General features: G+C 69.4%; 10 protein-coding genes. 8 read left to right on the top strand and 2 right to left on the bottom strand.

The features are described 5' to 3' along the window. Nucleotides 1-79: 79 nt before the first annotated feature. The gene (locus EL288_RS17280; protein ID WP_003809436.1) at nucleotides 80-910 is read left to right on the top strand and encodes a lytic transglycosylase domain-containing protein; all 831 of its coding nucleotides are present in this window, start codon (nucleotides 80-82) and stop codon (nucleotides 908-910) included. Between the two features lie 34 nt (nucleotides 911-944). On the opposite strand, the gene EL288_RS17270 is transcribed toward EL288_RS17280, so the two are convergent. Beyond that, nucleotides 945-2,099, bottom strand: coding sequence for a pyridoxal phosphate-dependent aminotransferase (locus EL288_RS17270; protein WP_003809437.1), 1,155 nt, complete (start codon nucleotides 2,097-2,099; stop codon nucleotides 945-947). A gap of 42 nt (nucleotides 2,100-2,141) precedes the next feature. Here EL288_RS17270 and EL288_RS17265 point away from each other — a divergent pair, with 42 nt between their 5' ends. The 4 genes from EL288_RS17265 to EL288_RS17250 all read left to right on the top strand — a co-directional run bounded on the left by EL288_RS17265 (nucleotide 2,142) and on the right by EL288_RS17250 (nucleotide 7,093). Beyond that, entirely contained in the window at nucleotides 2,142-3,014 is an 873-nt protein-coding gene (locus EL288_RS17265) for a hypothetical protein (protein WP_033447382.1), read from the top strand. Nucleotides 3,015-3,130: 116 nt separating this feature from the next. Further along, a complete protein-coding gene (locus EL288_RS17260; protein WP_126621993.1) occupies nucleotides 3,131-5,419 on the top strand; it encodes an NADP-dependent malic enzyme in 2,289 nt (762 codons plus the stop codon). Nucleotides 5,420-5,468: 49 nt separating this feature from the next. After that, nucleotides 5,469-6,632 carry a patatin-like phospholipase family protein gene (locus tag EL288_RS17255; protein ID WP_003809440.1) on the top strand — a complete coding sequence of 388 codons (1,164 nt, stop codon included), beginning with the start codon at nucleotides 5,469-5,471 and terminating at the stop codon, nucleotides 6,630-6,632. After that, nucleotides 6,629-7,093, top strand: coding sequence for a barstar family protein (locus EL288_RS17250; protein WP_003809441.1), 465 nt, complete (start codon nucleotides 6,629-6,631; stop codon nucleotides 7,091-7,093). Before EL288_RS17255 ends, EL288_RS17250 begins: the two co-directional genes overlap by 4 nt. A gap of 26 nt (nucleotides 7,094-7,119) precedes the next feature. On the opposite strand, the gene EL288_RS17245 is transcribed toward EL288_RS17250, so the two are convergent. Then, on the bottom strand, nucleotides 7,120-7,860 hold the full coding sequence (locus EL288_RS17245; RefSeq protein ID WP_033450826.1) for a 16S rRNA (uracil(1498)-N(3))-methyltransferase: 741 nt from the start codon (nucleotides 7,858-7,860) through the stop codon (nucleotides 7,120-7,122). A 194-nt stretch (nucleotides 7,861-8,054) separates the two neighbouring features. On the opposite strand from EL288_RS17245, the gene tkt reads away from it, so the two are divergent. From tkt to EL288_RS17230, 3 genes are all read left to right on the top strand, one after another. After that, complete coding sequence (tkt, locus tag EL288_RS17240) at nucleotides 8,055-10,091, top strand: transketolase (protein ID WP_003809443.1); 2,037 nt, start codon at nucleotides 8,055-8,057, stop codon at nucleotides 10,089-10,091. A gap of 17 nt (nucleotides 10,092-10,108) precedes the next feature. Next, on the top strand, nucleotides 10,109-11,119 hold the full coding sequence (gene gap / locus EL288_RS17235) for a type I glyceraldehyde-3-phosphate dehydrogenase (protein ID WP_003809444.1): 1,011 nt from the start codon (nucleotides 10,109-10,111) through the stop codon (nucleotides 11,117-11,119). Nucleotides 11,120-11,236: 117 nt separating this feature from the next. Continuing rightward, entirely contained in the window at nucleotides 11,237-12,430 is a 1,194-nt protein-coding gene (locus EL288_RS17230; RefSeq protein ID WP_042143663.1) for a phosphoglycerate kinase, read from the top strand. Nucleotides 12,431-12,455: the final 25 nt, after the last annotated feature.

The raw sequence follows: 12,455 nt of genomic DNA, 5'->3' as shown, positions 1-12,455 counted from the left end.
GATCCCGGCAAAATAGTTACATTCTTGAGGCAAAACAGAGGTTAACATCTGCCTCCTCTCATTCCACGCAGGAGGTCCCATGCCCGATGCGTCAGTGGCCGGCCTGTTCCGACAGCTGGCCCAAGGAGTGCACCACCATCTCGCCGAATGGCTGCGCATCAGCTCCGTCTATCTGGGCATTGCGGTCATCGTGACAGTGAGCATGGGGTTTGCCTTGCCCGGTCTGCGCGACCAGGCGCTGCAGGTGCACAAAGCCTTGTTGACCGCCCTGGCACCTACGTCCATGCCATCCGCCGAACTGGAACCCGGAGCCGAAGCCGGCGCCGATGCGTCCTCGGCCGTGGTCATGGCGATACCGAGCGCGCCCGCCAGCAATGCGACCGGATTCCTCGGCCCGCTGCGCAGCGATACGCCGCCGGCGCCGCCGAACCGTCCGTCCGCCGCCTCGAGCGCGCAGGTGGAGGCATTGCGCAACTATATCTCGCGCAAGTACAAGGTGGCCTATGACGCGACCGCGGTGCTGGTCAATACCGTCTACAAGGTCGGCCGCGAGAAACAGCTCGATCCGCTGCTGTTGCTGGCCGTGATCGCCATCGAGTCGCGCTACAACCCGTTTGCCGAAAGCCCGGTGGGCGCGCAGGGGCTGATGCAGGTGATGACCCGGGTGCACCAGGACAAGTTCGACGCCATTGCCCACGTGGGCAAGGGCAACCCGCTCGATCCGGTGGCCAACATCCATGTCGGCTCCACGATCCTGAAGGATTGCATCAACCGCCGCGGGTCGCTCAATGGCGGCCTGGCCTGCTATGTGGGGGCCACCGGCCCCGACGATGGCGGCTATGGCGCCAAGGTGCTGGCGGAGCGGCGCCGCCTGGCGCTGGCTTCGGGCATCGCGCTGGCGCGCGATTGACGCCGGGCCGGCGCCAGCCGGCCCGCGCTGCCGCCTACAGCAGCTTCTCGATGCGGGCCACGGCTTCCTGCAGGCGGTCCAGCCCGGTGGCGTACGAGAAGCGCATGGTGCGTTCGCCGTGGGCGGGGCCGAAATCCAGCCCCGGCACCGCGGCCACGCCGCCCTCGTGCAGCAGGCGATGCGAGAACGCCATGCTGGTCGTGCCCAGCGCCGCGATGTCCGCATAGATGTAGAACGCGCCGTCCGGGCGCACCGGCACCGGGATGCCCAGGCGCTCGAACTCCGGCAGCAGGTAGTCGCGCCGCTGCTTGAAGGCCTCGCGGCGGTGCTCGAATATCTTCAGCGCGTCGGGCGTGAAGCAGGCCAGCGCGGCATGCTGGGCCAGCGTGGGCGCGCAGATCGCCAGGCTGGCGGCCATTTTCTCGACCTTGGCCACCATGCTTTCGGGCACGATCATCCAGCCCAGGCGCCAGCCGGTCATGTGGAAGTACTTCGAGAAGCTGTTGATGACGATGATGTCGTCGTCCAGCAGCAGCGCCGAACGCGGTTGCGATTCGTACGACAGCCCCAGGTAGATTTCGTCCACGATGCTGAAGCCCTGGCGTTCGCGCACGGCGGCCAGCAGCTCGGCCAGTTCGTCGTGGGCGATCGAGGTGCCGGTGGGATTGCTGGGCGAGGCGATCAGCACGCCCTGGGTGGCGTCGTTCCAGTGGTCGCGCACGTCCTGCGCCGAGAGCTGGAAGCGCTTGGCGGCGGTGCTGGGAATCAGGCGCGGCTGCCCGCCGGCGGCCAGCACGAAATTGCTGTTGGCCGGGTACGAGGGGTCGGGCATCAGGACCTGCGCGCCCGGATTGACCAGCGCGGCGCAGGCCAGCGCCAGCGCGCCCGAGGCGCCGGCGGTGACGATGATGCGGGCCGGGTCCACGCGCGCGCCGAACTCGCTTTCGTAGAATGCGGCAATGGCTTCGCGCAGCGCGGACAGGCCGGCTGGCGCGCTGTAGCCGCTCAGGCCGGCGCGCGCGGCGCGCTCCAGCGCTTCCACCACCTGGGGCGGCGCGGTAAAGTCCGGTTCTCCGATTCCCAGGCTGATGATGTCGCGCCCGGCCGCTTGCAGGGCCTGCGCTTCCTTGAAAAGCTCCACAACCTGGAATGTCAGAAAATCGTTGGTACGAGTGGCTAAGCGCGGCATGGTGAATCGAATGGGTTATGTAGCGAAAGGGGGATTGTAGTCATGCAGCCATCGCGACGCGCTTTCCTGCTCGGACGCCGCCCGCGGCAGTCGTCCTGGGCGGCGTTCTGCGAGCGGCTCTCGCTGGCGGTAGCGGCGCCGCTGCGCGACCTGGACCCGGCCGGGGGCGCGGCATTGTTGCGGGCGCGCTCGGATGCCGAGGTGCGCCGCGCGCGCGCGCTGTGCCAGGAGTATGGGGTGAGCCTCGGCCTGCCCGGCGCCCGGCCAGCCGGACGGCCGGTGTTGCAGATCGATCCGCGCGGCCTGCGCGCGCTGGCCCCCGAAGGCGGGGCCTGGCGTGCCGGCCCCGGCTGCCTGGCGGGAGAGCTGGCCGCCGCCGGCCTGGACCAGTTCGCCGAGGTCGCGCCGACGTGCACGCTGGCCGACTGGCTGGCCGATTCGCGCGGCTGGCCCACCGGCGAGACCGGCGCCAGCGGCGTGCTGGAGGCCAGCGTGCTGCTGGCCGACGGCACCGCCGAAGCGCTGGGCCCCTTTGGCGCGGCCGATGTGCGGCCGCTGCGCTCGGCCACGGTGCAGCGCCTGGTGCCGGCCCTGTTCCAGCTGGCCGGCGGGCAGGATGCCGCGGCCTGCCTGGCCCAGCCTGCCTGGCCGGCGCGCTATCGCCTCGACGCGCTGCAGCCGCGCGAACCGGCAGGCGTCAATCTGGCGCATCTGTTGCTTGGGCATGACGGCGCGCTGGCCTGGGTGGAAAGCGTGCTGCTGGCGCCGGCGGCGGCGCCGCCGCCGGCCGCGTCCGGCAGCGCGCCGGCCGAGGCCGCGCGCCTGGATGCGCGCGTGCGCGCGCTGTTCGATCCGGATGGCGTGCTGGCGGCGCGCGCCGGGTCCGGCGCGGTCGGCGCAAAGGGGCGGGAGTAAGATAGCGCCACTGCGCCTTGCGCAGCCGGCCAGCCCGTGCAGGCGCGGGCAGCATCTTTCCGGCGTGCGCTGCCGCATCGTTCACTTTCGCAGCTCCAACCTACGTCATCGCCATCATGGACGCCAACTTTCGCAAGGCCGCGCTGGAATATCACGAGCATGGCCGCCCCGGCAAGATTTCGGTCACCCCCACCAAGCAGCTGAGCAACCAGCGCGACCTGGCCCTGGCGTATTCGCCGGGCGTGGCCGCCGCCTGCGAGGAGATCGTCGACGATCCGGTGAACGTGTTCCGCTACACCGGGCGGGGCAACCTGGTGGGCGTGATCACCAACGGCACGGCGGTGCTGGGGCTGGGCAACATCGGCGCGCTGGCCTCCAAGCCGGTGATGGAAGGCAAGGCGGTGCTGTTCAAGAAGTTCGCCGGGCTGGACGTGTTCGACATCGAGATCAACGAGACCGACCCGGACAAGCTGGTGGAGATCATCGCCGGGCTGGAAGCCACCTTCGGCGGCATCAACCTGGAAGACATCAAGGCGCCGGAGTGCTTCACGGTCGAGCGCAAGCTGCGCGAGCGCATGAAGATCCCGGTGTTCCACGACGACCAGCACGGCACCGCCATCACGGTGTGCGCGGCCTTCATCAACGGCCTGGAAGTGGTGGGCAAGGATATTGCGCAGGTCAAGGTGGTGACCTCGGGCGCCGGCGCCGCCGCCCTGGCCTGTCTGGACCTGATGGTGGACCTGGGCCTGCCGCTGGAGCATATCTGGGTCACCGACATCGAAGGCGCCGTCTACCAGGGCCGCACCGCCCTGATGGACCCGGACAAGGCGCGCTATGCGCAGCCGACCGAGGCCCGCACCCTGGCCGAGGTGATCGAGGGCGCGGACGTGTTCCTGGGCCTGTCGGCCGGCAACGTGCTCAAGCCCGAGATGGTGGCCACCATGGCGGCCAACCCGCTGATCCTGGCGCTGGCCAACCCCAACCCCGAGATCCTGCCCGAGGCCGCGCACGCGGTGCGCGACGACATCGTCATGGCCACCGGCCGTTCGGACTACCCGAACCAGGTCAACAACGTGCTGTGCTTTCCGTACATCTTCCGCGGCGCGCTGGACGTGGGCGCGACCACGATCACGCGCGAGATGGAAAAGGCGGCGGTCCTGGCCATCGCCAACCTGGCGCGCGAAGAACAGAACGAGGTCGTGGCCGCGGCCTACGGCACCTATGACATTTCGTTTGGCCGCGACTACCTGATTCCCAAGCCGTTCGATCCGCGCCTGATCGTGCGCATCGCGCCGGCGGTGGCCAAGGCGGCCATGGAAAGCGGCGTGGCCACGCGTCCGCTGGCCGACCTGGACGCCTACGCCGAGCAGCTGCAGCAGTTCGTCTACCACTCCGGCGCCTTCATGAAGCCGCTGTTCTCGCAGGCCAAGCAGATCGTGCGCGACGGCGGACGGGCGCGCATCGTGTTCACCGAGGGCGAGGACGAGCGCGTGCTGCGCGCCATCCAGGTCATCGTCGACGAAGGCCTGGCGCGTCCCATCCTGGTGGGCCGCCCGGCGGTGCTGTCGGCGCGCATCGAGAAATTCGGCCTGCGCCTGCGGCTGGGCCAGGATGTCGAGGTCTGTAACCCGGACTACGACGAGCGCTTCCACCAGTACTGGACGACGTATTGGGAGCTGATGTGCCGCCGCGGCATCACCAAGGAGATGGCGCGCGTGGAAATGCGCCGCCGCCTGACCCTGATCGGCGCCATGATGGTGCGCCTGGGCGATGCCGACGGGCTGATCTGCGGGACGGTGGGCGCCTACGCCGACCACTTGCGCTTCATCGACGAGGTCATCGGCAGGAAGCCCGGCGCGCAGACCTACGCGGCGATGAACATCCTGCTGCTCAACGAGCGCACCGTGGCCCTGGTGGACACGCATGTCAACGACGACCCCAGCGCCGAGCAGATCGCCGAGTACACCGTGGCGGCCGCCGAGGAAATGCGGCGCCTGAACCTGGCGCCCAAGGTGGCGCTGCTGTCGCGCTCGAATTTCGGCACCGGCAGCTCGGCCTCTGGCGCCAAGATGCGCCGCGCGCTGGAACTGGTGCGCGAGCGCGCGCCCGAGCTGGAGATCGACGGCGAGATGCACGGCGACTGCGCGCTGGACGAGGCGCTGCGCCTGCGCATCCTGCCGTCGTCCACGCTCAAGGGGGAGGCCAACCTGCTGGTGTGCCCCAACGTGGACTCCGGCAACATCGCCTACAACCTGCTCAAGACGACCGCCGGCGGCAACGTCGCGGTGGGGCCGTTCCTGCTGGGCGCCAACGCGGCGGTGCATATCCTGACGTCGAGCTCGACGGTGCGCCGCATCGTCAACATGGCCGCCATGGCCGTGGTCAATGCCGACGCGGTCCGCTGAGCGCGGCGCGGGCAGGGCGGGGGGCGCCCGCCCGCTGACCGGCCTGGTCATGACGGGCGGCGGCGCGCGCGCCGCCTACCAGGTGGGCGCGCTCAGCGCCATCATGGCGATCCTCGACCCGAAGGCGCGGCCGGGCTATCCCAACCCGTTCCCCATCATTTGCGGCACCTCGGCCGGGGCGGTCAATGCGGCGGCGCTGGCCTGCCGCGCCGACCGGCCCCACCTGGCGGTGCGCCGCATGCGGCGGCTGTGGGCCTCGCTGGAGACCGGCATGGTGTACCGGGCCGACGCGCCCGGGCTGATCCGCACCGGCGTGCGCTGGCTGGGCCTGCTGTCGCTGGGATGGATGTACGCCGGCCTGACGCGCAAGCGGCCCCAGTCGCTGCTCGACAGCAGCCCGCTGGCCGACCTGCTGGGCCGCGTGATGGATTTCGACCGCATGCGGCACAACCTGGCGCGCGGGAAGCTGTCGGCGCTGGCCATCACCGCCTCCGGGTATACCAGCGGCGAGCACCTGACCTTCTACCAGTCGGACCGGCCGATCGACCCCTGGCACCGGTTCCTGCGCCGCGCCGTGCCGTCGGCCATCGGGATCGATCACATCATGGCCTCGTCGGCCATCCCGTTCGTGTTTCCGGCGCGGCCGGTGCGCGTGCACGGGCAGGTCGAATGGTGCGGCGACGGGTCGATGCGGCAGCTGGCGCCCATCAGCCCGGCCATCCACCTGGGGGCCACCCGGGTGCTGGTGATCGGCACGGGCTTCCATGACGACACCCACCCGGAAAAGCGCGAGGAGGACCCGCCGTACCCGTCGCTGGCCCAGGTCGGCGGCCACGCGCTGTCGAGCATCTTCCTCGACGGCCTGTCGATGGACGTCGAGCGCCTGGAGCGCACCAATTTCCTGCTCAGCCGCGGCGGCCAGGAGGCCGAGCCGGAGTTCGCCCTGCGGCGGGTGGACGTGCTGGCCTTGACGCCCAGCCAGTCGCTCGACCAGCTGGCGCTGGAGCACCTGGACGACATGCCGTCGGAAGCCCGTACCCTTTTCCGCGTTCTCGGTGTATCGTCCGACCCGAGCCGGTCAAACGGTGGCGCGCTGATGTCATATCTCCTGTTCGAGCATACGTACACGCAACGATTGATCGAACTGGGTTATGCCGATACGATGCGGCGTATTGACGACGTGGTGAAGTTTTTCGGGGAGGCCGGGGCATGACGCGTAACGGTCAGACGACTTTGCAGCGCCAACTGCGCCGCGGCGGCGCTTTGGATCACGACGGGCTGGACAAGCAGGCCGTGGTCGACGCCACGCGCGAACTGGGCATGTCGTTGCTGGTTGCCGATTGCGACCGCGCGCGCAGCCGTTCGGCGGTATTGCGCGCGATCGCCAAGGCGGTGGATTTCCCCGAGTATTTCGGCGGCAATCTCGACGCCCTGTACGACTGTCTGTGCGACACCGTGCTGGACCACAAGACCGGCATCGTCCTGTGGCTGTACCGCCTGCATTCGGGCGATCCGGCATTGCACGAAGACAGCAATCTCATCGATGGCGTATGCGCCGATACGGCCGAGTTCGCACGCGAGAACGGCCGGGTGTTCGCCTATGTCATCGAGCACGCCGGGCGGCACCCCGACCCCGAACCGGGCGTGGCCGCGGCCCCCTACGGCGAGGCCTGAGGCCGGCGGGCGCCAGGGCGCCCCGGCTAGCCGTTCCAGCCCCTGATGGCGCTGACCGCGGCGATCAGGGCGATGCCCGCGGTTTCGGTGCGCAGCACCCGGGGGCCGAAGCGCACCGCCTGCACGCCGGCCGCGCGCGCCTGCTCCAGCTCCTCATCCGACCAGCCGCCTTCCGGTCCCACCAGCAGGCAGATGTCGTCGTGCGCGGCGTGCCGCGCCAGCGCGCCGGCCAGGTCGAGCTCGGCCTGCGGGTGGCACAGCAGGCGCAGCGCCGCGCCGGGCGCCTGTGCCAGCCAGGCCGCCAGGGCCTGCGGCGCGTCCACGGCCATCAGGCGGTTGCGGCCGCATTGTTCGGCGGCCGCCTGGGCGATCCGCTGCCAGTGCGCCAGGCGCTTTTCGGCGCGCGCCCCATTCAACTGGAGCACGCTGCGCTGCGCCGCGATGGGGCTGACCCGCCAGGCGCCCAGTTCGACCGCCTTCTCGACCACCCAATCCATCTTGTCGCCGGCCGGCAGGCCCTGGACCAGCGTGATGCGGCCCGGCAATTCGGCTTCGCGCGGCACATGCGCGCCCAGTTGCGCCCAGGCCGTCTTGCCTTCGATTTCCAGCGTGGCGGGATATTCGCCGCCGGCGCCGTCGAACAGCACCAGCGCCGCGCCGGCGCGCAGCCGCAGCACGCGCACCGCGTGGTGGGCGAGCGCTTCGGGCAGCGCCACGCGCTCGCCGGGCGCCAGGCGGGCGTCGCAGTAGAAACGGGGCAGGGACATGGCAGGTTCGCGTACGGCTGGGACAAGGCCGTAAGCCTATCATTTCGGCGCTTGGGCGCCGCGATCCGGGCGGGCCGGCCGCCGCGGCGCGCACTATCGGGGACGGATATTCTCCCGGTGCTAAAATCTGGAGCTTTTCAATCCTTACACCTGACGTCGGATTGACCGGCCGCCAGGGTCACAGAGCCTCCCGAATGAGCAACCCGACCGCCCCTAAACTTGCCTTGGCGGATGCCATCCGCGTACTTGCGATGGACGCCGTGCAGAAAGCGAATTCCGGACACCCCGGCGCGCCCATGGGAATGGCCGAAATCGCGCAAGCGCTGTGGCTGGGCAACCTGCGCCACAACCCGGCCGATCCGGCCTGGGCCAACCGCGACCGCTTCGTGCTGTCCAATGGCCACGGCTCGATGCTGATATACGCCCTGCTGCACCTGACGGGCTACGATCTGCCCCTGGAAGAGCTGAAGAACTTCCGCCAGCTGCATTCGCGCACGCCGGGGCACCCCGAAGTGGGCATCACCCCGGGCGTGGAAACCACCACCGGCCCGCTGGGCCAGGGCCTGGCCAACGCGGTCGGCATGGCGCTGGCCGAGGCCCTGCTGGCGGCCGAATTCAACCGCGCCGGCCACACGGTGGTGGACCACCACACCTATGTCTTTCTGGGCGACGGCTGCCTGATGGAAGGCATCTCGCACGAGGCCTGCTCGCTGGCCGGCACGCTCAAGCTGTCCAAGCTGGTGGCGCTGTACGACGACAACGGCATTTCCATCGACGGCCATGTCGAGCACTGGTTCGCCGACGACACGGCGACCCGCTTCGAGGGCTACGGCTGGAACGTGATCCGCGGCGTGGACGGCCACGACGTGGCGGCGGTGGACGCGGCCATCAAGCAGGCGCGCGCGCAATCCGAGAAACCCACCCTGATCGTCTGCCGCACCGTGATCGGCAAGGGTTCGCCCAACATGGCCGGCACGCACAATGTGCACGGCGCGCCGCTGGGCAACGACGAGATCGCCGCCACCCGCGCGGCGCTGGGCTGGTCGGCCGGCCCCTTCGAGGTGCCGCAGGATATCTACGCCGCGTGGGACAGCCGTCCCGCCGGCGCGCTGGCGCAGGCCGCCTGGGAAGACAAGTTCCAGGCCTATGCGGCCCAGTATCCGGCCGAGGCCGCCGAATTCACGCGCCGCATGAAGGGCGAGCTGCCCGAAGGCTTCGCCGCCCGGTTCGAGGCCTTCCTGCAGGCCACCGTGGCCAAGGGCGAGACGGTCGCCACCCGCAAGGCGTCGCAGTTCGCCATCGCCGAGCTGGCCGGCCTGCTGCCGGAGATGCTGGGCGGCTCGGCCGACCTGACCGGCTCGAACTTCACCGACTGGAAGGGCGTGGCGCCGCTGCGCGCCGGCCATCACGGCGTGCATTTCGGCCGCCATATCAACTACGGCGTGCGCGAGTTCGGCATGGCCGCCATCATGAACGGCATCGCGCTGCATGGCGGCTACCTGCCGTTCGGCGGCACCTTCCTGACGTTCTCGGACTACTCGCGCAACGCCATCCGCATGGCGGCGCTGATGAAGCAGCGCGTGGTGCACGTGTTCACGCACGATTCCATCGGCCTGGGCGAGGACGGTCCGACCCACCAGTCGATCGAACACGCCGCCAGCCTGCGCCTGATTCCCAACCTGTCGGTGTGGCGGCCCTGCGACACCGTCGAGACGGCCGCCGCCTGGGGCGCTGCCGTGACGCGGCCGGCCAGCATCGGCATGGACGTGCACGACGGCGGCCCGACCGCGCTGCTGCTGTCGCGCCAGAACCTGCCGTTCGTGGCGCGCGACGAGGCCACGCAGAAAGCGATTGTTCGCGGTGGTTACGTCTTGCGCGACGCACACGACGCGCGTGCGGCTATCATCGCCACGGGCTCGGAAGTCGCCATCGCGCTGGCCGCGCAGGAATTGCTGGCCGCCGACGGCATCGCCGTGCGGGTGGTTTCCATGCCCAGCACCGACGTGTTCGACCGCCAGGACGCCGAATGGAAGCGCGAAGTGCTGCCGGCCGGCATGCCGCGCGTGGCCGTCGAGGCGGGCGTGACCGCGTTCTGGCACAAATACGTGGGCCTGGAAGGCGCCGTGGTGGGTATCGACCGCTATGGCGAGTCGGCGCCCGCCGGGGCTTTGTTCAAATTCTTCGGACTGACCGCTGAAAAGGTGGCCGAGGCCGTCAAGCAGGTTTTGTAAAAAAGGGAGATCAAGTCATGACCATTCGCGTCGCCATCAACGGCTACGGCCGCATCGGCCGCAACATCCTGCGCGCCCACTACGAAAACGGCAAGAAGCACGATATCGAGATCGTCGCCATCAACGACCTGGGCGATCCCAAGACCAACGCGCACCTGACGCGTTTCGACACGGCGCACGGCAAGTTCCCCGGCACCGTGACGGTCGACGGCGACTACATGGTCGTCAACGGCGACAAGATCCGCGTGCTGGCCAACCGCAACCCGGCCGAACTGCCGTGGGGCGAGCTGGGCGTGGACGTGGTGCTGGAGTGCACGGGCTTTTTCACCTCCAAGGAAAAGGCCGGCGCGCACCTGAAGGGCGGCGCCAAGAAGGTCATCATCTCGGCGCCCGGCGGCAAGGACGTCGACGCCACCATCGTGTTCGGCGTGAACCAGAACGTGCTCAAGGCCGAGCACACCGTGATTTCCAACGCCTCGTGCACCACCAACTGCCTGGCCCCGCTGGTCAAGCCGCTGCACGACAAGCTGGGCGTGGAAACCGGCCTGATGACGACCGTGCACGCCTACACCAACGACCAGGTGCTGACCGACGTCTACCACGAAGACCTGCGCCGCGCCCGCTCGGCCACCATGAGCATGATCCCGACCAAGACCGGCGCGGCCGCCGCGGTCGGCCTGGTGCTGCCCGAGCTCAACGGCAAGCTGGACGGTTTCGCGATCCGCGTGCCGACCATCAACGTCTCGCTGGTCGACCTGTCCTTCGTGGCCAAGCGCGACACCACCGTCGAGGAAGTCAACAGCATCCTGCAGGCCGCCGCCGAAGGCGAGCTCAAGGACATCCTGACCTACAACACCGAGCCGCTGGTGTCGGTCGACTTCAACCACAACCCGGCCTCCAGCAACTTCGACGCGACCCTGACCAAGGTGTCCGGCAAGCTGGTCAAGGTCTCGTCGTGGTACGACAACGAGTGGGGCTTCTCGAACCGCATGCTCGACACCACCGTCGCGCTGATGTCGGCCAAGTAAGCCGCACGGCCTGAACAGGGCGCAAGGGCCAGGTTGGTTTTCCCGTCACGGGGAAACGGATCTGGCCCTTTTCGCAGGCAGGCCCCGGACGCCATCCACACAGGAACCGAATACAGTATGTCCAACGTCAATACGCTTTCCGCGCTGGCCAAGAGCGGCGCTCTGTCCGGCAAGCGCGTTTTCATCCGCGCCGACCTCAACGTGCCGTTCGACGACGCCGGCCGCATCAGCGAAGACACCCGCATCCGCGCCTCGGTGCCCGGCATCCGCCTGGCGCTGGACGCCGGCGCGGCGGTCATGGTCACTTCGCACCTGGGCCGCCCCAAGGAGGGCGCGCTGACCGAGGCGGACTCGCTGGCCCCGGTCGCGCAGCGCCTGTCCGAACTGCTGGGCATGCAGGTGCGCCTGGTGCCCGACTGGGTCGACGGCGTTTCCGTCGAGCCGGGCGAAGTCGTGCTGCTGGAGAACTGCCGCGGCAACGTGGGCGAGAAAAAGGACGACGAAGGCTTGTCGCGCAAGATGGCGGCGCTGTGCGATGTGTACGTCAACGACGCCTTCGGCACCGCGCACCGCGCCGAGGCCACCACGCACGGCATCGCGCGCTTCGCGCCGGTGGCCTGCGCCGGCCCGCTGCTGGAGGCCGAGCTCGAGGCGCTGGGGCGCGCGCTGCATGATCCCAAGCGGCCGCTGGTGGCGATCGTGGGCGGCTCCAAGGTGTCGACCAAGCTGTCCATCCTGCAATCGCTGGCCGACAAGGTCGACCAGCTGGTGGTCGGCGGCGGCATCGCCAACACCTTCATGCTGGCCGCCGGCCTGCCCATCGGCAAGTCGCTGGCCGAGCCCGAGCAGGTCGAGCAGGCGCGCGCCGTGATCGAAATCATGAAGCGCCGCGGCGCCGAGGTGCCGATTCCCACCGACGTGGTTTGCGCCAAGTCGTTCGGCGCGGACGCCGCGGCCACCGTCAAGGCGGCCGCCGACGTGGCCGAGGACGACATGATCCTCGACATCGGACCGCAGACCGCGCAGCGCCTGGCCGACATCCTCAAGGCGGCCGGCACCATCGTCTGGAACGGTCCGGTCGGCGTGTTCGAGTTCGACCAGTTCGCCCACGGCACCGAGGTGGTGGCGCGCGCCATCGCCGACTCGGCGGGCTTTTCGATTGCCGGCGGCGGCGATACGCTGGCTGCCATCGCCAAGTACGGCATCGCCGACCAGACCGGCTATATCTCGACCGGCGGCGGCGCTTTCCTGGAGTTCCTGGAAGGCAAGGCGCTGCCGGCCGTGGCCGTGCTGCAGGCGCGCGCCGCGTAAGGCGCGCCGGGCCCGGCCACGGCCG

Origin of the sequence: Bordetella bronchiseptica (genome assembly GCF_900636925.1) — a bacterium.
GTDB classification, from domain to species: domain Bacteria; phylum Pseudomonadota; class Gammaproteobacteria; order Burkholderiales; family Burkholderiaceae_B; genus Bordetella; species Bordetella pertussis.
The sequence above is the reverse complement of the archived record's forward strand: the minus strand, read 5'-3'. Positions and strand labels throughout refer to the sequence as shown.